Consider the following 20,494-nt stretch of genomic DNA (forward strand, 5'->3'; position numbering starts at 1 on the left):
CATTAGTAAGCGTTATCTTTTCTCAAAGCTGTGACAACAAAATGAACGCTCCGGGATTGACAACGGTTGCATAGAGGATGACAATAGTAACAGAAGATGAGGGAATGTAAATATAAGGAGGGAAGAAATCATGTCAACGAGTCCCTATCCAAGCCCGGAAATTATTACGTTTGGGGAGAGTATGGGTTTGCTGACTGCCAAGGATACAAGAGGGCTGGAATATGCAGCCACACTGGACAAGTCTTTCGGGGGTGCTGAGAGCAATCTGGCTATTGGCGTATCCCGCCTGGGGCATACCAGTGGTTGGTTTGGACGTTTGGGCAATGATCCGATCGGCAACATGATTCTGAAAGCCATTCGCGGTGAAGGCGTAGATGTATCCCGGGTAAGGTTGAGTGATCACGAGCCCACTGGTTTGATGATTCGTGAGAACGCTTCCGGGAAAGCCTCGGTGCATTATTATAGGAAGTTATCTGCTGCAAGTGCGATCACACCTGATGATCTGGATCCTGACTATATTGCCGGGGCGAAGATACTGCATGTTACGGGTATAACGGCAGCGATAAGCCCGTCCGGACTTGCTACAGTAGAGGCTGCCATACATATTGCCAAACAGGCAGGGGTGAAAGTAAGCTTTGATCCGAATCTGCGTCTCAAACTATGGTCTGCGGAAGAGGCCCGTCCAGTTTTACTGCGTTTAGCTGAACTGGCGGACTACTTTTTGCCGGGTCTGGACGAGATGAAACTTCTATATAACGAAGAAAATGATCAAAAAGTACTTGAGCGTTTATCTGCCATGAATGCTGTGTGCATCGTGAAGGGTGGCCCTGATTTGACCTACGTATTGGCGAATGGTACCCTAACGGAAGTTCCGTACTTTAAGGCAGATTATGTTCTGGATACGGTAGGAGCAGGAGATGGTTTCTGCGCGGGATTTTTATCGGGTTTATTAAAAGGATACTCCCCGCAGGAAGCAACCCGTCTCGGCAATTTGACCGGTTCCATGGTTATACAGGCTGTTGGCGATTGGGAGGCGCTCCCGACGTGGGGGCAGGTCGAGGCCAAGCTGAACAACGTTGCCCATGTTGAGCGCTAGTCGCTGCTGAAATCATATATGGCTCATCTTCGTTCTTATATGTAAGGCTTGTATACACAACCACCACATTGACAAGGGAGAGAATGAAATGAAGAAGCTTCAGCTGTTGCAAAAGATTACGGACAATGGGGTTGTGGCAGTTCTGCGTGCAGATTCTGCTGATCAAGTCATTGCCATGGCCGAGCAAGCGATTGCGGGTGGCATTAAAGTTATCGAGATTACGATGACAGTACCCAGTGCCCTCAAAGCCATTGAAAAATTAAGCCGTGTATACCATTGGAACACACAAGATCCAGAGAAATTCGCGATTATTGGTGCGGGAACGGTGCTTGAACCGCAAACGGCGAGAGCAGCTATCATGTCGGGTGCCGAGTTTGTCGTTGGACCTTCCCTGAATCCGGATACCGTTCAGATCTGCAACCTGTATCGAATTCCGATTCTGCCTGGTGTGATGACGATTGCTGATGTTCAACGCGCATTGGAACTCGGTGTGGACATCGTGAAGTTGTTCCCGGGTAATCTGTATGATCCTTCGATTATCAAAACGATGAAAGGGCCTATGCCACAGGCGAATTTTATGCCAACTGGCGGGGTATCCTTGTCTAATCTGGGGGATTGGATCAAGGGTGGAGCAGTGGCTGTTGGTATCGGCTCCGACTTGACATCGGAAGCTGTGAAGACGGGTGACCTGAGTCATGTCCGTCGCAAAGCGGAACAATATATGGATGCTTACCGCAAGGCCAAGGCTGAATAATATTTGTTCAATTCGGAGAAAGGGAGCCTGAATTAACGAAGGCTCCCAATTCTGTGAGCCGCGGCACCTGCGGAAGTGAAGAAAGGTGATTAACGTTGAGAAATCGGTATAATACAGGGCGCAAGAAGAGGGGCATCGGGAAATTCCTGCTCGTACTTCTGGCGCTCATTGTCATTGGATGTGGATTTGTTGCGTGGAAATTATTCACACCATACGGTCCACAGGAAACAGCTCAAACGGCCATGGAAACAGCCAATAAGGTGACCGTGAGCGAACAAGAGAACTGGATTGATTTTGTGCCAGATAAACCGACTGGGAAAAGTGTACTTTTCTACCCTGGTGGACTGGTAAAACCTGAAAGTTACGCACCACTTGCGCATGAGTTGGCCGCTGCGGGTCATCACACGATTATTGCCAAGATGCCAGTTAACCTGGCAGTGCTCAAGCCAAACTTGGCAGATGAGATTCTGGCCGCATATCCAGATGAACAATTTGTTATGGGTGGACACTCTCTCGGTGGGTCCATGGCTGCACGTTATGCAGCCGCACATCCTGATGCATTACAGGGCATCTTCTTTCTGGCATCCTACCCGGATGAAAAAGGAAGCGTAAAGTCACTTGGAATACCTGCTTTATCTATTCTGGGTACTAAAGATGAGGTCGTGAATGCCACGAAGTATCAGAGTGGACGGATGTATCTTCCGGAAGACACGGTATATTACACCATTGAAGGTGGAAATCACGCCCAGTTCGGTGATTATGGTCATCAAAAAGGGGATGGCGAGCCGGAAGTGAGTGGAGAAGAACAGCTGAATCAGACCGTCAAGACAGTTCTGGCTTGGTTAAGTACCATGAAGTAATTATTGCTAGACTTATCGACCGGAGGTGATACGGATGACCATGCTTCAAGTGAATGGAGCGCAGATCCCATGTAAAGGTATCCTGTTCGATAAAGATGGAACACTGCTGGAATTTCTCCAGCTATGGGGGCCGTGGGCAGAGACATTACTGGATCAGTTGCAATCACGTATGAATGAACTTGGAGCTTCATTTACGGTTGAACGGGAGCACGTTCTGGGCACTATCCATAATCCACAAGGACATATTGTTGGATATGATCCGCAAGGCCCGCTGGCTATTGCGACTGTGGATGAGTGCACGGGATTGCTTGCCGGGCAGTTATATGCAGCAGGCATGCCATGGAATGAAGCGATCACAACGATACGCAAATTTTCAAGTGTAGCCATGCGAGAGGTTAGGCAGAGGAAACTGGCTGAACCGATGCCAGGATTACTGGCTTTCTTGCAGAGTTGCAGGTCAGCGGACATACCTATGGCAGTTGTCACTTCAGACAGTACAGCTGCAGCAGAAACACATCTGGATTGGATGGGGATTCGTTCCTTTTTCACATCCATTGTGGGCTGTGATCGGGTGATCCAAGGTAAACCGGATAGAGAAGCTGCACTCTTGGCTTGCCGTGAATTACATATCAATCCTGCGGAGGCCGTTGTAATTGGAGACAGCAATGGAGATATGCAGATGGGGCGACACGCAGAGGTATCGTATACGCTGGGTTACTGTCCGCAGTTAGATCAAGGATCGCACCTGGTAGATGCCCATGCCATTATTCGTCATTATAATGAGATAAGCGTGATTATATAAGTCACTCTGGCCAGATTGAACTATATAAATTGAACTAAACATTTACAAGAAATGGAGAGGACAGAAATAACCTGAAGAAGTGGAACGTTCGCCTTTATTACCGGATTTATCCTTTATAAAGGGAATCAAAAAAATCTGGGAATAACAGCGATCGGAAGGTTGTTCTGTCATCGGAGTGGTCAGTGTAAATATTCTTTAGTTCAATTTATCTAGTAAATAAAAGGAGGAGAGAGGATGAACGCAACAGAACAACTGGCTGCCTGGATTCAGGAAAGCTCCCGTATTGTTTTTTTCGGAGGGGCCGGGACTTCAACGGAAAGCGGGATTCCCGACTTCCGCTCGGCTGCGGGTCTGTATCAGACGGAGCAGCATTCGCCTTATCCACCGGAAGAGTTGTTAAGCCGACATTTTTTTGATCAACATGCCGATATTTTTTATGATTTTTATCGTGGCAAAATGCTTCATCCAGATGCGGAACCGAATGGTTGCCATCGACTGTTAGCCCGTCTGGAGCAGGAGGGGAAACTTCAGGCAGTCATCACGCAAAATATTGATGGACTGCATCAGAAGGCAGGCAGCAGCAATGTTTTTGAGCTTCACGGCTCAGTTCATCGTAATGGCTGCATGGATTGCAAGAAGTTTTATACGCTGAATGAAATTATACAATCCCAACATACCGTACCTCGCTGTATCACATGCGGTGGTGTGATTAAACCGGATGTGGTGCTGTACGAAGAGGAGCTGGATCAGACGACATTATATCGATCCATTGATGCACTGTCATCTGCAGATCTGTTACTTGTGGGAGGCACGTCACTGACGGTATATCCAGCGGCCCAGTTAATTACGTATTTTCAGGGAAAACATACCGTTCTGCTCAACGCTACACCTACCGCCTATGACCGTAGAGCTGATTTGCTGATTACAGAGCCGATTGGTGAGGTAATGAATAATGTGGACCAGCTTCTTGGTTAACGTATGGACTGAATAACCGCATTCTCCGGCATAGACCGGACACAAGAAGCGGAACCTGGGGAAAGAAGGGATTCATAATGGTCTACGTAGCAAGCGATACTCGCTATGAAACGATGAAATATAACCGCGTTGGACGTTCAGGTTTGAAACTGCCAGCGATTTCACTGGGGCTGTGGCATAATTTTGGCGGTATCAATAACGCTGAGAATGGCCGTAATATGATTACTCGTTCATTTGATCTGGGTATTACACATTTTGACCTTGCCAACAATTATGGCCCACCAGCAGGTTCGGCAGAGCAGTTATTTGGACAGGTACTGGCCCAGGATCTGAAACCTTATCGGGATGAACTTGTGATCTCCACCAAAGCAGGATATTATATGTGGCCCGGGCCTTATGGCGAGTGGGGTTCACGCAAAAATCTGGTATCCAGTCTGAATCAGAGCTTGAAGCGTATGGGCCTGGATTATGTAGATATTTTCTATTCACATCGTTATGATCCCGAAACGCCTTTGGAAGAAACGATGATGGCACTGGATCATATTGTTCGCTCGGGCAAAGCCCTTTATGTAGGGATTTCCAACTATCCCGCAGAGCAGACAAGACAGGCTGCCGAAATTCTGAAAAGTCTGGGCACACCCCTGTTAATCCATCAACCGAAATACTCGCTGCTGGAGCGCTGGATTGAAGATGGTTTGCAGGACGTGCTGGATGAGTATGGAACAGGCAGTATTGCATTTTGTCCATTGGCACAGGGTGTGCTCACGAATAAATACTTGAATGGTATCCCGGAAGACTCACGTGCCAAAGGACCGTCAGTATTCCTGAATGAGAGCAACATCTCTCCAGAGACGCTCCGCAAAGTGCGTGCGCTGAACCAGATTGCAGCGGCCCGCGGTCAGAGTTTGGCCCAATTTGCACTCTCCTGGGTGCTGCGTAACGGCAGGGTAACTTCTGCACTGATTGGCGCAAGTCGTGCTTCCCAGATTGAAGAGAATGTGGCTGCGCTCAGTCAGCTGGATTTCTCTACAGAGGAATTGGAACGGATCGAATCCATTTTGCGTCCGGAGCCTGATGACAAATAAATAAAGTGCAAAAGGTGCATCTTAGCCATAATGGCGGAATGCACCTTTTTTGTCGTATGTGGTTCCGTCCGTTATGTTGCTCACCGTTTGTTTTGTTGAGTATTCTTCTGTAACCCCTGATTTCGTGGGCGGGACAGGATTTTCTCTCGATACAAGCTGGGCGCTTCACCGTGAAATCGTTTGAACTGTTTGGAGAAATACAGTGCGTCTGGCAGTCCCACCGATGCAGATACCTGTTCGATGGACAGATCAGGGCGTTCTCTCAGGAGTTGGCGCGACTTGTCGATCCGCAGTTTGAGCAGATAAGTGACTGGCGAAAGTCCGGTTTCCTGTTTGAAAATACGGGATAGATATGCACGGTTGTATCCAAGACTCGCAGACATTTGTTCAATGGAGACAGGATAGGCATACTGGGTGGACATATATTGAATCATCTGTTTCACCGTACGTCGAATGGAGGATTCACCTGGAATTAAGGTTTGGCCCTGCGAAAGGTGATTCTGTGCTTCGGCTAGAATCATATATAACGTACCCAGTGATGTGAAATGGGAGCTTTCTTTGCGCTCAGCAAAAGCATCCTGCATAACGGATAACCAATCGGAAATTCCACACGAGGGTCCGGCATGAAAAACGGATTTTTCCGGGCGGAATCCCGCCTCCTCGGTATGTTGGCTAGCCTGGCTGCCAGTGAAGGCGATCCAGCGGTATTGCCATGGGTTGCGGGCATGGGACTGGTAGCTTACCAGCTGCCCGGGGTGAATGAGGAAACAGTCACCTGCGGATAACTCGTAGGTGTGCAGTTCGGTACGGAACGTACCCGCCCCTTTTTCTACATAGTGCAACAGATAATAATCAAACAGTTTCGGTCCGACGGCGTGACCCGGAAGGGTCTGGCTTGCTCCGGCAAACAGGACATGCAGTGCGCCTTGTTCATAATAGACAGGGTTGGAGGCAACCGAATAACTGAGTGCTCCACTTTTACCGGAAGGTGATTCCTGGATTTTTTCGATAGTAGATGCAAGAGGGTCTTTCTTGATGTTGGATTGGTCTGCCATGGTCTGTTCCTTCTTTCCGGTATGCTCCGATCATTATACGCCTTAAGGTCACATTTATCCATATGAAACACACATGGTTGCATTACAAGCGGCACCGCTTTCTTATATAATAACATTAAGAAAACCACAACAACGAGGCGAGGTGCACCAGCAGTGAACGTAACTGAATTGAAACAAAAGTTTATTGAGAAGTACGGAGAGAGTGGAGCGGACATCCGTGTATTTCATGCCCCTGGGCGTGTGAATCTGATCGGTGAGCACATTGACTATAACGGTGGATACGTGCTTCCGGCAGCACTTGAATTCGGCACAACATTGATCATTCGTGAGCGTGAGGACAACAAGTTGCAATTGGCTTCCACGAACATGTCATATGAAGGGGTACTAGACACTTCCTCCATCGGTAAGGAGAAGACCGGAGAATGGACCGACTATCCTGTTGGTGTCATGGTTGAATTGCAGGGCAAAGGCGTGAATGTAACAAAAGGCTACGACTTCCTGTACCATGGGGAGATTCCGAACGGGGCAGGACTTTCATCGTCTGCATCTCTGGAGGTACTTACCGGATTCGCGATTCAGTCTTTGGAGGGTGTGTCGGATATTGATACGGTTCAACTGGCGCTTCTGTCCCAGAAAGCGGAAAATGAGTTCGTAGGCGTCAACTGTGGAATCATGGATCAGTTCGCTGTTGCAAACGGTGCGCAGGATCACGCGATCCTGCTGATGTGTGACACGCTGGAATACGAAAAGGTTCCTTTCCGTACAGGTTCCTACAAATTGGTCATCGGTAACACAAACAAACGCCGGGGTCTGGTGGATTCGGCTTACAATGAACGTCGCTCCCAATGCGAGCAGGCACTTGCCATCTTGAAGGAACAGCTGCCTGCACTGAATTACCTGGCTCAATTGACGCCAGAGCAGTTCGTAACACTACAGGATCAGATCAAGGATGAGAAAGTAAGACAGCGTGCACAACATGTTGTGGAAGAGAACGCGCGTGTGCTCGCATCGGTCGAAGCATTGCAGGGTAATGATCTGGAAACCTTCGGTAAGCTGATGAACGCTTCTCATGAATCGCTTCGTGACTTGTACGAAGTAAGCTGTGATGAGCTGGATGTTATGGTTGAAGAAGCTCAGCGGATTCCAGGCACGCTTGGTGCTCGGATGACTGGCGCAGGATTTGGCGGTTGTACCGTATCACTTGTGCATGAAGATGATGTCGAGCGTTTTGTAAGCGAAGTGGGCGCTGCATATGAAGCGCGTACCCGTCTCAAAGGTGATTTCTATGTATGCGGTGTAGGCGATGGTGTTAAAGAATTGAAGGAGGCGAAGTAAAATGGCAATTTTGGTGACAGGTGGAGCAGGATATATTGGTTCTCATACGGTAGCAGCATTGTTGGAACGTGGAGAAGAGGTCGTTGTACTGGATAACTTGCAGACAGGGCATCGTGAGGCGTTGCTCGGTGGTAAGTTGTATGAAGGGGATCTGCGTGACAAAGAAATTCTGGCGAAGCTGTTCGCTGAGAATTCAATCGATGCAGTCATTCACTTTGCTGCCAACTCGCTCGTAGGCGAAAGTATGAAAGACCCGGTTAAATATTATGACAACAACGTATTTGGTACACTCTGTCTGTTGGAAGCGATGAATGCAGCGAACGTACGCCGCATCGTCTTCTCCTCTACAGCAGCTACCTACGGTGAGCCTGAGAAAGTGCCAATCGAAGAAAGCGATCGTACAGAGCCAACCAACGTATACGGCGAAACCAAGCTGATGATGGAACGCATGATGTCATGGTTCGATAAAGTTCAGGATATCAAATACGTTTCCCTGCGTTACTTCAATGCAGCCGGTGCTCATGAGAGCGGCAAAATTGGTGAAGATCACCAACCAGAGAGTCATCTGATTCCACTGGTGCTGCAAACGGCTTTGAAACAACGTCCGCACATCGCAGTGTTTGGTGACGACTATGCAACAGAAGATGGAACATGTATCCGTGACTATATCCACGTGAGCGACTTGGCTGATGCACATCTGCGTGCAGTAGATTATCTTCGCAAAGGTGAGAACAGTAACGTGTTTAACCTGGGTAACGGCACAGGCTTCTCGGTAAAACAAGTGATCGAAACAGCTAAAAAAGTGACTGGCCTCGATATCCCGGTTGTACAGGAACCACGTCGTGCAGGTGACCCGGCTGTGCTGGTAGCTTCATCTGCCAAAGCGAGATCTGTCCTGGGTTGGAATCCAAAATGGACCAATCTGGAAGATGTTATTCAAAGCGCTTGGAGCTGGCACCAATCACGTCCTGACGGCTACGGAAAAAACTAGGAGGCGAACACCTTATGTCACAGACTCATATTGCAGCAGGTGCCACAGAGCGGACACCGGAGCAGCAGGAAGCACTGCATGCCATTGAACGTCTGGTTGCATTTGCCTTGCAGAAACAATTAATCGAGGAAGCGGATTGGGATTATAGCCGCAACCTCTTGCTGGAACAATTCGGATTCTCAGAGCCTTATGCCGGCGAGTTGGACGCGACTGTGCCCGATGGCCCACAGGCTATGCTGGATACGTTGATTGATTATGGATTTTCCATTGGACTCATTCCTGAAAATAGCGATACATTCCGTGATTTGCTGGATGCCAAAATCATGGGTCATTTGATGGCACGCCCATCCGAAGTGGTACGCGCATTCCGCCACACGGAGCAGACGGAAGGCATTGAGGCGGCCACATCTCAATTCTATGACTTGTCGATTAACTCCAACTACATCCGTATGGATCGGATCTCGAAGAACGTCTACTGGACACAGGACACGGCCTATGGAGACATGGAGATTACTATCAACCTGTCAAAACCGGAGAAAAGTCCAAAGGAAATTGCTATGGCGAAATTGCTTCCGCCACCGGTATATCCAAAATGCCAGCTTTGTCGTGAAAATGTAGGCTACGCTGGTCGGGTGAATCACCCGGCCCGCCAGAATCTGAGAGTCATTCCGTTGGAACTTAACAACGAGCCTTGGTTGTTCCAATACTCGCCGTATGTGTACTACAACGAGCACTGCATCATTTTCCATCATGATCATGTGCCGATGAAACTGACAAAGGATACGCTGCGCAGGCTGCTTGCCTTTGTTGGGGAGTACCCGCATTACTTTATCGGATCTAATGCAGATTTGCCGATCGTAGGTGGGTCGATTCTGACACATGACCATTTCCAGGGCGGACGTCATACATTCGCCATTCAAAATGCACAGCCAGAGGCGGTCTTCCGCCATGCGGATGCACCTGGACTTACATTGAGTCTTGTCAAATGGCCGATGTCCGTCATGCGTCTGGCCTCACACGATCCTGAAGAACTGCTAGAAGCTGGTAACGCTGTATATGAAGCGTGGAAGGTCTACAGTGATTCTGCTGTGGATATCGAAGCATTCAGTGAAGTGGACGGCGAACAGGTACCACACAATACGGTAACACCAATCGTTCGTCGCAGTGCAGATGGTGGTTATGAGATGGATCTTGTATTGCGTAACAATCGTACAAATGATGTGCATCCTGAAGGGATTTTCCATCCTCACCGTGAGATGCATCATCTGAAGAAAGAAAACATTGGTCTGATCGAAGTGATGGGGCTTGCCATCCTGCCAGGTCGTTTGAAAGAAGAACTGGACAGTATCGCGGATATCCTCGCTGGAGATGCCAAACTTGCTGAAGCCGCCAAAGCTTCTGATCATGTGTTGAACAAACACCTGAGCTGGGCGGAAGAATTGATTGAACGGTTTGGTCCTAACCTAGACAAAGAACAAGCCGTTGCCATTGTACAACAGGAAGTCGGCTTGAAATTTGCCGAGATTCTGGAACATGCAGGAGTCTACAAATATGATGATGCAGGACGTCAGGCTTTCCGTCGTTTTGTAAGCAGCATGGGATACACTGAATAGTAGTCAACAAACCAAAACACCCGCCCAATCATGAGCGGGTGTTGTTCTTGTTATTCTAGACATTTGTATGCATTGGAAAGAAATTTCAGGCAAGTTATAATGGAGTGAAGTCCTAGAGTACCACAATGAATTGAGGAAATGGGGTTAATAACTTGGAAAAGAAAGCATTGAATATTCCGTTGATTACAGATGCTGAGGAACTGCAAGGCATGGTGGGTGAACCGCATGAACATGTGCGTAACAAGGCAATTTCATTTGTGGATTCACATGTTCAGAACTTTCTATCCATGTCACCGTTATTTTTCCTCTCCACCTCCGATCGTGATGGAAAAAGTGATGTGTCACCTCGGGGTGATGGAGCGGGATTCGTAAAAGTGTATGATACATATCGGCTCGTCTATCCCGAACGCCCAGGAAATCGGCGCATAGATTCGTTGCTGAACATGTTGTCGAACCCTGGTATTGGTATGCTCTTTTTGATTCCGGGTATGAATGAAGTGCTGCGTATTAATGGTACAGCATCTATTACCAAGGATGAGGAATTCATCGCCAGTATGGGCTGGAGTGGTAAAACCATAGGTGCGGCTGTCATTGTAGATGTGGAAGAGTGTTTTATCCATTGTCCGCGGGCATTCAAACAGTCTGGATTATGGGCCTCAGAAACATGGGTCGATGCTGAGGATTTGCCTTCAACGAGCGAGATGTTTCGAGCCCATTTGGAGATTAACGGATTGTTATAAAGTGAGTGACTATCGATTTGTTTTTCTATAAACGGGGTACTATAATTGGAGTTGCACTAAAAATTCTAAACTCCATTGGAGGCGACAATAGATATGAGATCTTTCCAATTCTATAATCCAACCCGGCTGATTTTCGGCAAAGGACAACTGGAAGCATTGAAAACAGAAGTGCCGAAATACGGTAAACGGGTTCTGCTTGTATATGGTGGCGGCAGTATCAAACGCAGTGGTCTGTACGATCAAGTGATCGGTTTGCTTAAGGAAGCTGGAGCAGAAGTAACTGAACTGGCTGGTGTGGAACCTAACCCGCGTCTTTCTACGGTGCATAAAGGGGTAGACCTCTGTAAAACAAATAACATCGACCTGATCCTCGCTGTAGGTGGCGGTAGTGTACTGGACTGCTCCAAAGCCATTGCGGTAGGTGCCAAATATGATGGCGATATGTGGGATTTTGCTCAGCGCAAAGCCGTTGCACAGGACGCCCTTCCACTCGGTACCGTATTGACGATGGCAGCAACCGGTTCGGAGATGAACTCCGGTTCGGTTATTACAAATCAGGATACACAAGAAAAATTGGGCTGGGGTAGCGCATATTCATTCCCTGCTTTCTCCATTCTGGATCCGGTGAATACATACACTGTTCCACTGGACCAAACGGTGTACGGTATGGTGGATATGATGTCCCACGTATTGGAGCATTACTTCCATCTGGATGACAACACACCGGTTCAACTCGGTTTCTGTGAGACGATTCTGCGTACAGTCATGGAAGCAGCACCTCGTCTGGTTGAAGATCTGGAAAACTATGAATTGCGCGAAACGATTCTGTATTGCGGAACAATGGCACTGAATGGCGTGCTGAATATGGGTCTCGCAGGAGACTGGGCAACACATAATATTGAACACGCGGTATCCGCAGTGTATGATATTCCACATGGTGGCGGACTGGCGATCTTGTTCCCGCACTGGATGAAGCATAACCTGGATGTCAATGTGGACCGATTCAAACGTCTGGCAATTAATGTATTCGAAGTGAATCCTGAAGGCAAGTCGGACAGACAGATTGCCGAAGAAGGTATCGATGCGCTCAGCAAATTCTGGACATCCATTGGTGCCCCTAACCGTTTGGCTGATTACGATATCGATGATAGCCAGATCGACGTAATGGCTGATAAAGCCATGTTGTTTGGTCCATTCGGTAACTTCAAGAAACTGCAACGGGAAGATGTTGTATCCATCTACAAGGCTTCTCTATAATTCTATAATCACTGACAAGTCAATGGACACAACCTGATGTCCAATAACCGCAAGTCTCCTTCATGGGGGCTTGCGGTTTTTTCATGTATTCGGGCTGTACACGTGAATGATGGAGGAACATGAAGCAAGGAGAACAGAATGTCGTGATAATACCCATTATCGGATCCAGAATACATTTGAGGAAAGATTTTGAAACATTTTGATGTTAGCTACGTATTTATTTACATGTGGAGTGCTCAGTTAGGATGAATTTGCGGCAGAGGAGAGGAGGAACAGGGGATGGAGACAATTTATTGGGGGTGTCTGATCGGAGGAGCAATATTTGCGGTTGTCAGCCTTGTGCTGGGTGACTTGATTGACGGCTTGCTGGACGGAGCCTTCGAAATGCCAGGTCTTGATTTTTTCAAACCCGTTGTGCTAGCTGGTTCCATTACAACCTTCGGTGGGGCAGGCATTATGCTGACACGTTATAGTTCATTAAGTGCGATGTCGGGTCTAATATTATCCCTGCTTATAGGTATTGCTGCAGCCATGCTGGTATTCTTCGCATATATCAAACCGATGCGTAACAGCGATGTCTCGATTGCATTTTCAATGAAAGAGTTAGCTGGAAAAATTGGGGAAATCACCATTCCGGTGCCGGAAAAAGGTTTTGGCGAAGTGATGATCCGTTTTGCATCCGGTAGTACGATTCAAACGGCATCCAGTTTTGAACACCTCCCCATTGCGGCGGGAGCCCGTGTTGTTGTGGTGGATGTTGTAGATGGCGTACTGCGTGTGTCGGAATGGGATGAAAATGTACTTAAAGATTTATAAAGTATTCTTATCACCTAAGTAGTTTAAGCACTCATCATGAATGAATAAGGGGAGAGATGTGGAATGGATAATTTGAATTTGAATTGGGATGTATTGCTGATTCCTATAGTTGTAGTCGGTGTCATTCTAATTTTAGGTTTGGCTTTCTGGGCGAGATACAAAACGGTTGGACCGGATGAAGCGATGATCGTTACGGGATCATTCTTGGGTAGCAAAAATATTTCCGATGATGATTCTGGCCGAAAAATTAAGATTGTTCGTGGTGGCGGTGCATTTATCCTGCCGGTATTCCAGCAATCCGAGTTCATCTCCTTATTGTCCCACAAGCTGGATGTCTCCACACCTGAAGTGTACACGGAGCAAGGGGTTCCGGTTATTGCTGACGGCGTAGCGATTATCAAGGTTGGAGGTGCTGTAGAGGATGTTGCTACGGCAGCTGAGCAATTCATCGGTAAACCTGTAGAAGCGCTGAGAAGCGAAGCACAGGAAGTACTGGAGGGGCATTTGCGGGCCATCCTCGGTACAATGACGGTGGAAGAAGTATATCGGAACCGGGATCGGTTTGCGCAAGAGGTTCAAGGTGTAGCAGCTAGAGATCTGAAGAAAATGGGCCTTCAAATTGTTTCATTTACCATCAAGGATGTTCGTGACAAACAGGGTTACCTGGATGCTCTCGGTAAACCGAGAATTGCGGCAGTGAAGCGGGATGCCGAGATAGCTGAAGCGGAAGCGATGCGTGATGCACGTATTCAGAAGGCCAATGCGGAAGAGCAGGGTCAAAAAGCAGAGTTGCTGCGGGATACCAATATCGCTGAGGCAGCCAAAGAGAAAGAACTGAAAGTAGCCACGTTTAAGCGGGATCAGGATACAGCCAAAGCGGAAGCCGATCAGGCTTACCATATCCATGAAGCGCGAGCGAGACAGACCGTTGTGGAAGAAGAAATGAAGGTTGAACTCGTTCGTAAAGAACGTGAGATCGATCTCCAGGAAAAAGAAATCGTCGTACGTGAGAAGCAATATGATGCTGAAGTGAAGAAAAAGGCAGAAGCGGATCGTTATGCGGTGGAGCAGGCTGCCGAGGCCGATAAAGCCAAAAGAATGCGTGAAGCCGATGCTGTACAGTATTCGATCGAAACACATGCCAAAGCAACAGCTGAACAGAAGCGACTTGAAGGTCAGGCCATGGCGGATGCGGAACTTGCCAAAGGTACAGCGGATGCAGAAGTTATTCGTTTGCGTGGTCTTGCCGAAGCAGAAGCGAAGGAAAAACTGGCAGAGGCGTTCCAGAAGTTTGGCGAAGCGGCTGTACTCGATATCATTGTCAAAATGCTGCCTGAACTGGCTGGCAAAATTGCAGAGCCAATTGCATCGATTGATAAACTGACGGTGGTAGATACAGGTAAAGGTGAAGGTGCAGCGCGAGTGAGTAACTATGTTACTGAACTTATGGCGACCGCTCCAGAGATGCTCAAGAGTGTATCCGGCATCGATGTAGAGCAGCTGATTAAAGGCCTTACCAAGTCTAAAACACCTGCGCCAGTTGCCATTCAACAGAGCGAAGCTGTTACAACTCCTTCTATAATCGACAAGATTGTGGAAAGAGCTGGAGTTGACGAGTAAGAAGCACTTCGAATCTTGCATGGTTGCTCTATTGACCTTAAGGCGAATTTTTGTTACTTTTTAAGCGAGACGTCCGGCGCGGTTTGCCCGCTCCGGGTGTCTTTTCGTTCGTAACAGGGTGTGACTTAATCACACCTAAGATGGTGTGAAAAAAGAGGTGCAAACAATGAGCAGCTTGCATGTAGATAAAGCGCTAAATAATAATGTAATCATTGCACAGCATCCTGAACACGGGGAAGTCGTTGTTATTGGTAAAGGCATTGGCTTTAACCGAAAACCGAGTGATCACATTCCATTGATGGCTGTGGAGAAAATGTTCATTTTGACAAACCAGCAGGAGCAAGAGCAGTACAAACAGCTTCTTCCACAGGTGGATGAAGCACTGATCGAGATTATTAACGAAGTTATTACGTATATTGCAGAGCGTACGGACGTTCCTCTGAATGAACATATCCATATTGCATTAACCGATCACATTTCTTTCGCGTTAAAACGCAAGGAGCAGGGCATTATCATACAAAATCCATTTTTATATGAAACCCGCGAGATTTATCCTGAAGAATATCGAATGGGAGAATACGCTGTTCGTTTGATCAAAGAGAGAATGGGCGTAGATCTGGGGATGGACGAGATTGGTTTTGTTGCCCTCCATATCTATAGCGCAATGACCAATCAAAATATATCCCAGGTACGTGAACATTCACAATTGATCACTGATTTGGTGAACCTGGTGTCTGATCAACTCGATTATTCGTTTGAAACGGAATCGCTTGATTACTCTCGTTTGCTGACTCATCTTCGTTTCGCCCTTGAGCGTGTTCGCCGTGGAGACAAAGTGGAAGAGCTTCATAAGTTGGATTCCCTGCTTAAGTTGGAGTATCCCGAAATGTACTCGCTTGCATGGAAACTGACCAAAGTAATGGAGAAAAGACTGAAACTGCCGGTTTATCCTGCGGAGGTAGGTTATCTGACCATTCATCTGCAAAGGCTGAATCAACGGAAGGAAGAAGAGAATAAGTGAGATCATTCCAGTGATGGAATGAAGAATTTATTTTTTTGGTGTAAAGGCTTGCAATAGATTAGAACTGGTGCTACAATGGTTTCCGTAATCAAGCAACTGAATAAACATAAGCGACGTGTTACTGACTCGATCAGGCATGAGTTAATTAAAGTGTGATTGTTCTTTCCTTGTACAGGGTATGCTATACCCCAAGGTTGGCACAGTTTACTTTATTAATTCATGCCTTTTTTTGTGTTCCCTTGCTTGCATAACAACATACAACTTAGACGAAAGGGAGAAACGACGCGATGTTCAAAAAGCTTTTTGGTGTATTGCAAAGAGTAGGTAAAGCTCTCATGTTACCTGTAGCCATTCTACCTGCGGCAGGTTTGCTGCTCGGAATCGGTAACATGCTGGTTAATCCAGATTTCTTGCAATATGTAACGGCGCTCGACACCCCTTGGGTGAACTCGATCGCAACAATTATGATGAACGCAGGTCAGATCGTATTCGATAATCTGGCATTGCTGTTCGCCGTCGGTGTAGCCGTCGGATTGGCCGGTGGCGAAGGCGTTGCAGGTCTCGCAGCGATCATCGGTTATCTGGTCATGAACGTCACACTGGGCACCGCGGTAGGGGTTACTCCGGCAATGATCGGCGAAGTACCGGGTTATGCCAGCATCTTGGGTATCCCGACATTAAGTACAGGCGTGTTCGGAGGTATTATCATAGGTATTGCCGCCGCGCTTTGTTACAATCGATTTTTCAAAATCGAACTGCCGTCTTACCTCGGTTTCTTTGCAGGTAAACGTTTTGTTCCGATTATCACTTCGGTTGTATCCCTCTTAATCGGGTTGCTTCTGGTGATTATCTGGCCACCGATTCAAAATGGATTGAATGCTGTGTCTCACTTCATGGTAGATACAAGCCCGACATTGTCGGCATTCATCTTCGGAGTTGTAGAACGGTCATTAATTCCGTTTGGTCTTCACCACATTTTCTACTCCCCATTCTGGTTTGAGTTCGGTGAGTATGTGAACAAAGCTGGAGATGTCATCCGTGGTGACCAGCAAATCTTCTTCAATCAATTGCGTGACGGTGTGAACCTCACAGCGGGAACATTCCAAGTTGGTAAATTCCCGTTCATGATGTTTGGTTTGCCAGCGGCCGCACTTGCGATGTACCATGAAGCAAGACCAGAACACAAAAAGTATGTTGCAGGTATCATGGGTTCAGCTGCGCTGACCTCGTTCCTGACAGGGATCACAGAACCACTTGAATTCTCGTTCCTGTTTGTAGCACCAATCCTGTTTGCAGTACACTGTATCTTTGCGGGTTTGTCTTTCATGACCATGCAAATTCTGGGTGTAAAGATCGGTATGACCTTCTCCGGTGGGTTCATTGACTTCCTGATCTTCGGGATTATTCCGAACCGTACACCTTGGTGGGACGTGATTATTGTCGGATTGATTCTTGCGGTGATCTATTACTTCGGTTTCCGGTTTATCATTCGCAAATTCAATCTCAAAACACCTGGACGAGAGGATGCAACGCCTGAAACCGAATCTGGCGGAGGCTCTGGTTCAACGGATGATCTGCCCCATAACATTCTCGAAGCCTTTGGTGGCAAAGAGAATATCAAACATCTGGACGCTTGTATTACTCGTTTGCGGATTGAAGTTAATGAGAAATCCAATGTGAAAAAAGATCGTTTGAAACAATTGGGTGCATCTGGTGTACTTGAAGTGGGTAATAATGTTCAAGCCATCTTCGGAACACGTTCCGACACGATCAAATCTCAGATGCAGGATATTATTGCAGGACGAACACCAGCACCAACGCCAGCAGCTGCCAAACCAACTCCAGAAGAGGAGAAGGCACAAGGTGAGCAAGGCGAGCGCATCGTTGCTGAGGATATCGTCATGCCAGTCAATGGTGAATTGCTGGACATTACAAACGTACCTGATCCGGTATTTGCTGAGAAAATGACAGGTGATGGGTTCGCAATTTTGCCACATGATGGTACGATAACTTCTCCTGTGTATGGTAAAGTGTTTAATGTATTTCCAAGCAAACATGCCGTGGGCATTATGTCCGATGGTGGCAAGGAAGTGCTTGTTCATATAGGTGTTAATACGGTGAAGCTGAAGGGTCAAGGCTTTAACGTACTGGTACAGGAAGGTGATCTGGTATCAGCTGGTCAGCCGATTATGGAAGTGGATCTGGAGTATGTCAAAGCAAACGCTCCTTCGATCATTTCACCAGTTATTTTCACCAACCTGCCAGAGGGCTCCACGGTAACCCTGAAGAAGAGTGGAGTGCTGAAAGTTGGCGATCAGCCAATCATTGAGATAAAATAAGAAGTGTTACGACGATGGCAAGCAAGTGTAAATATATGCAATGCCTAAACCAAACTACTGAAAGTGAGATGATTGTAATGCAACAAACATTCAGAATTACAGACGAAGATGGTATCCACGCACGTCCGGCGACAGCCCTGGTTAATACAGCAAACAAATTCAAAGGTGCAGAATCCTTTGCAGAAGCTAACGGTAAAAAAGTAACTTTGAAATCCATCCTGGGTGTTCTTTCCCTCGGATTGGAACAAGGCGACACTATCAGCATCATCGTTGAAGGCGAAGGCGAAGCTGAAGCTCTTCAAGCTTTGACTGACGTTATGGTTAACGAAGGGTTGGGCGAAATTAATGCTTAATGTCTCCGGGATCGCGGCTTCGGCGGGTATTGCTATCGCCAAGGCGTTTATCTTGGAGCATCCTGACTACTCTGTAGAAAAACGCCAAATTAACGACGTTGACGCAGAGATCGCAAAACTCGACTCAGCTCTGGGTAAATCCCAGGCTGAGCTCGAGGCGATCAAAGAGCGCACTTTACAAGAGCTTGGCGAGAAAAAAGCTGAAATTTTTGCTTCGCATTTGCTCATTCTGAATGACCCGGAACTGATTGATCCGGTTAAAGCTAGAATTGCAGATGACATGATCAATGCAGAATTTGCTTTGAACGAAACGGCATCGCAATTTATCTCCATGTTTGAGAACATGAAGAGTGCATATTTGCAGGAACGTGCAGCAGATATGCGTGACGTTACCAAACGTGTGCTAAATCACTTGCTTGGTATCGACTTCATGAGTCCGGCTGAGATCAATGAAGAAGTGATCGTGCTTGCGGAGGATCTGACACCTTCCGACACGGCTCAATTGAATCGCCAATTTGTTAAAGGTTTTGCAACCAACATCGGTGGACGTACTTCTCACTCGGCGATCATGGCTCGCTCACTTGAAATTCCGGCTGTCGTTGGTACCAAGGACATCTTGGCTCAAGCGAAACAAGGCGATATGATCATTGTTGACGGTCTGGATGGTCACGTACTGGTTAACCCTACTGATGAAGTTATTACTGAATACCGTGCCAAACAGGAACAGTATGATGCACAACGTGCAGAGTGGAGAAAACTTCGTGATGAGCCAACGGTAACGGTGGACAATGTTCATGTTGAACTTGCAGCCAACATCGGTACGCCAAATGATGTAACGGGTGTTCTGGAAAACGGTGGCGAGGCTGTAGGTCTGTACCGTACCGAGTTCTTGTACATGGGCAGAGACAAGCTTCCTTCCGAAGACATTCAGTATAATGCTTACAAAGCGGTACTTGAAAAAATGGAAGGTAAACCTGTCGTTGTTCGTACACTCGACATCGGTGGAGACAAAGAGCTTCCATACCTGGATCTGCCAAAAGAAATGAATCCATTCCTCGGCTTCCGCGCAGTTCGTCTGTGTCTGGACCGTCTGGATATCTTCCGTACACAATTGCGTGCATTGCTGCGTGCAAGCGTACATGGAAACCTGCGTGTCATGTTCCCAATGATCGCAACACTCGGTGAATTCCGTGAAGCAAAAGCTGTCTTGCTCGAAGAGAAAGAGAAGCTTGTTGCTGAAGGTATTGCTGTTTCTGACAGCATTCAACTCGGAATCATGGTCGAAATTCCTTCGACTGCAGTTCTGGCGGATCAGTTTGCCAAAGAAGTGGATTTCTTCAGTATTGGAACGAACGATCTGATTCAATACACAATGGCTGCTGACCGTATGAACGAAAGAGTAGCGTATCTGTACCAACCTTACAACCCAGCCATTTTGCGTTTGGTTAAAATGGTTATCGATGCAGCGCATCGTGAAGGCAAATGGGTTGGCATGTGTGGTGAGATGGCAGGAGACGAAACCGCAATTCCATTGTTGCTTGGTCTTGGATTGGATGAGTTCAGCATGAGCGCAACTTCCATTCTGCCAGCTCGTAGTCAGATCACCAAACTGTCCCGTGCGGATATGCAGGAACTGGCTGCTAAAGCTCTGGATATGCAAACGGCTGAACAAGTCGTTGAATTGGTTCAAAGCATTAAAGCGTAATTTTGCCGGGGTTTCCTCCGGATTTGAGGTTTTTCTTTTTCCGATAATGAGCTGCATTGATGCAGCGATTTTGCCGG

Annotated in this window: 18 protein-coding genes; 17 read left to right on the plus strand and 1 reads right to left on the minus strand. The window is 47.3% G+C overall.

Annotated features, from left to right (window positions below; genetic code table 11):
• Positions 1 to 130 precede the first annotated feature (130 nt).
• The 6 genes from QVE09_RS21570 to mgrA all read left to right on the plus strand — a co-directional run bounded on the left by QVE09_RS21570 (position 131) and on the right by mgrA (position 5,572).
• The gene (locus QVE09_RS21570; protein WP_133385876.1) at positions 131 to 1,096 is read left to right on the plus strand and encodes a sugar kinase; all 966 of its coding nucleotides are present in this window, start codon (positions 131 to 133) and stop codon (positions 1,094 to 1,096) included.
• A gap of 88 nt (positions 1,097 to 1,184) precedes the next feature.
• On the plus strand, positions 1,185 to 1,850 hold the full coding sequence (locus tag QVE09_RS21575; RefSeq protein WP_017686833.1) for a bifunctional 2-keto-4-hydroxyglutarate aldolase/2-keto-3-deoxy-6-phosphogluconate aldolase: 666 nt from the start codon (positions 1,185 to 1,187) through the stop codon (positions 1,848 to 1,850).
• 95 nt (positions 1,851 to 1,945) lie between these two features.
• On the plus strand, positions 1,946 to 2,710 hold the full coding sequence (locus QVE09_RS21580) for an alpha/beta fold hydrolase (RefSeq protein ID WP_315938434.1): 765 nt from the start codon (positions 1,946 to 1,948) through the stop codon (positions 2,708 to 2,710).
• Between the two features lie 34 nt (positions 2,711 to 2,744).
• Positions 2,745 to 3,512, plus strand: a complete 768-nt coding sequence (locus QVE09_RS21585) for an HAD family hydrolase (protein ID WP_315938435.1) — start codon at positions 2,745 to 2,747, stop codon at positions 3,510 to 3,512.
• Positions 3,513 to 3,746: 234 nt separating this feature from the next.
• Positions 3,747 to 4,487: an NAD-dependent protein deacylase gene (locus QVE09_RS21590; RefSeq protein WP_315938436.1), complete on the plus strand. Its 741-nt coding sequence runs from the start codon at positions 3,747 to 3,749 to the stop codon at positions 4,485 to 4,487.
• A 77-nt stretch (positions 4,488 to 4,564) separates the two neighbouring features.
• Complete coding sequence (mgrA, locus tag QVE09_RS21595; RefSeq protein ID WP_315938437.1) at positions 4,565 to 5,572, plus strand: L-glyceraldehyde 3-phosphate reductase; 1,008 nt, start codon at positions 4,565 to 4,567, stop codon at positions 5,570 to 5,572.
• 80 nt (positions 5,573 to 5,652) lie between these two features.
• On the opposite strand, the gene QVE09_RS21600 is transcribed toward mgrA, so the two are convergent.
• Complete coding sequence (locus tag QVE09_RS21600) at positions 5,653 to 6,627, minus strand: AraC family transcriptional regulator (protein ID WP_315938438.1); 975 nt, start codon at positions 6,625 to 6,627, stop codon at positions 5,653 to 5,655.
• A gap of 153 nt (positions 6,628 to 6,780) precedes the next feature.
• Here QVE09_RS21600 and QVE09_RS21605 point away from each other — a divergent pair, with 153 nt between their 5' ends.
• The 11 genes from QVE09_RS21605 to ptsP all read left to right on the plus strand — a co-directional run bounded on the left by QVE09_RS21605 (position 6,781) and on the right by ptsP (position 20,417).
• Entirely contained in the window at positions 6,781 to 7,962 is a 1,182-nt protein-coding gene (locus QVE09_RS21605) for a galactokinase (RefSeq protein ID WP_315938439.1), read from the plus strand.
• A 1-nt stretch (position 7,963) separates the two neighbouring features.
• Entirely contained in the window at positions 7,964 to 8,953 is a 990-nt protein-coding gene (galE, locus tag QVE09_RS21610) for a UDP-glucose 4-epimerase GalE (RefSeq protein WP_315938440.1), read from the plus strand.
• Positions 8,954 to 8,967: 14 nt separating this feature from the next.
• The gene (locus tag QVE09_RS21615) at positions 8,968 to 10,566 is read left to right on the plus strand and encodes a UDP-glucose--hexose-1-phosphate uridylyltransferase (RefSeq protein ID WP_315938441.1); all 1,599 of its coding nucleotides are present in this window, start codon (positions 8,968 to 8,970) and stop codon (positions 10,564 to 10,566) included.
• Positions 10,567 to 10,718: 152 nt separating this feature from the next.
• Entirely contained in the window at positions 10,719 to 11,306 is a 588-nt protein-coding gene (locus tag QVE09_RS21620) for an MSMEG_1061 family FMN-dependent PPOX-type flavoprotein (protein ID WP_315938442.1), read from the plus strand.
• A 93-nt stretch (positions 11,307 to 11,399) separates the two neighbouring features.
• Entirely contained in the window at positions 11,400 to 12,563 is a 1,164-nt protein-coding gene (locus QVE09_RS21625; protein ID WP_315938443.1) for an iron-containing alcohol dehydrogenase, read from the plus strand.
• Positions 12,564 to 12,842: 279 nt separating this feature from the next.
• Positions 12,843 to 13,379: an NfeD family membrane protein gene (locus QVE09_RS21630; protein WP_315938444.1), complete on the plus strand. Its 537-nt coding sequence runs from the start codon at positions 12,843 to 12,845 to the stop codon at positions 13,377 to 13,379.
• 63 nt (positions 13,380 to 13,442) lie between these two features.
• The gene (locus QVE09_RS21635) at positions 13,443 to 14,999 is read left to right on the plus strand and encodes a flotillin lipid rafts scaffold protein FloT (protein ID WP_091027708.1); all 1,557 of its coding nucleotides are present in this window, start codon (positions 13,443 to 13,445) and stop codon (positions 14,997 to 14,999) included.
• A gap of 166 nt (positions 15,000 to 15,165) precedes the next feature.
• Positions 15,166 to 16,020 carry a glucose PTS transporter transcription antiterminator GlcT gene (gene glcT / locus QVE09_RS21640; RefSeq protein WP_315938445.1) on the plus strand — a complete coding sequence of 285 codons (855 nt, stop codon included), beginning with the start codon at positions 15,166 to 15,168 and terminating at the stop codon, positions 16,018 to 16,020.
• Positions 16,021 to 16,307: 287 nt separating this feature from the next.
• On the plus strand, positions 16,308 to 18,359 hold the full coding sequence (gene ptsG / locus QVE09_RS21645; RefSeq protein ID WP_307542706.1) for a glucose-specific PTS transporter subunit IIBC: 2,052 nt from the start codon (positions 16,308 to 16,310) through the stop codon (positions 18,357 to 18,359).
• A 77-nt stretch (positions 18,360 to 18,436) separates the two neighbouring features.
• On the plus strand, positions 18,437 to 18,712 hold the full coding sequence (locus QVE09_RS21650) for an HPr family phosphocarrier protein (protein ID WP_036617010.1): 276 nt from the start codon (positions 18,437 to 18,439) through the stop codon (positions 18,710 to 18,712).
• On the plus strand, positions 18,705 to 20,417 hold the full coding sequence (gene ptsP, locus QVE09_RS21655; protein ID WP_315938446.1) for a phosphoenolpyruvate--protein phosphotransferase: 1,713 nt from the start codon (positions 18,705 to 18,707) through the stop codon (positions 20,415 to 20,417). The genes QVE09_RS21650 and ptsP overlap by 8 nt, the downstream gene beginning before the upstream one ends.
• Positions 20,418 to 20,494: the final 77 nt, after the last annotated feature.

Origin of the sequence: Paenibacillus sp. ClWae2A, assembly GCF_032452295.1 — a bacterium.
Classification (GTDB): domain Bacteria; phylum Bacillota; class Bacilli; order Paenibacillales; family Paenibacillaceae; genus Paenibacillus.

Excerpts from the sequence above, each read along its gene's own strand:
- ptsP (WP_315938446.1), top strand. The coding sequence starts at position 18,705 with ATGCTTAATGTCTCCGGGATCGCGGCTTCGGCGGGTATTGCTATCGCC.
- QVE09_RS21575 (WP_017686833.1), top strand. The coding sequence starts at position 1,185 with ATGAAGAAGCTTCAGCTGTTGCAAAAGATTACGGACAATGGGGTTGTG.
- mgrA (WP_315938437.1), top strand. The coding sequence starts at position 4,565 with ATGGTCTACGTAGCAAGCGATACTCGCTATGAAACGATGAAATATAAC.
- QVE09_RS21630 (WP_315938444.1), top strand. The coding sequence starts at position 12,843 with ATGGAGACAATTTATTGGGGGTGTCTGATCGGAGGAGCAATATTTGCG.
- ptsG (WP_307542706.1), top strand. The coding sequence starts at position 16,308 with ATGTTCAAAAAGCTTTTTGGTGTATTGCAAAGAGTAGGTAAAGCTCTC.
- QVE09_RS21650 (WP_036617010.1), top strand. The coding sequence starts at position 18,437 with ATGCAACAAACATTCAGAATTACAGACGAAGATGGTATCCACGCACGT.
- QVE09_RS21635 (WP_091027708.1), top strand. The coding sequence starts at position 13,443 with ATGGATAATTTGAATTTGAATTGGGATGTATTGCTGATTCCTATAGTT.
- QVE09_RS21615 (WP_315938441.1), top strand. The coding sequence starts at position 8,968 with ATGTCACAGACTCATATTGCAGCAGGTGCCACAGAGCGGACACCGGAG.
- QVE09_RS21600 (WP_315938438.1), bottom strand. The coding sequence starts at position 6,627 with ATGGCAGACCAATCCAACATCAAGAAAGACCCTCTTGCATCTACTATC.
- QVE09_RS21590 (WP_315938436.1), top strand. The coding sequence starts at position 3,747 with ATGAACGCAACAGAACAACTGGCTGCCTGGATTCAGGAAAGCTCCCGT.
- QVE09_RS21585 (WP_315938435.1), top strand. The coding sequence starts at position 2,745 with ATGACCATGCTTCAAGTGAATGGAGCGCAGATCCCATGTAAAGGTATC.
- glcT (WP_315938445.1), top strand. The coding sequence starts at position 15,166 with ATGAGCAGCTTGCATGTAGATAAAGCGCTAAATAATAATGTAATCATT.
- galE (WP_315938440.1), top strand. The coding sequence starts at position 7,964 with ATGGCAATTTTGGTGACAGGTGGAGCAGGATATATTGGTTCTCATACG.
- QVE09_RS21625 (WP_315938443.1), top strand. The coding sequence starts at position 11,400 with ATGAGATCTTTCCAATTCTATAATCCAACCCGGCTGATTTTCGGCAAA.
- QVE09_RS21570 (WP_133385876.1), top strand. The coding sequence starts at position 131 with ATGTCAACGAGTCCCTATCCAAGCCCGGAAATTATTACGTTTGGGGAG.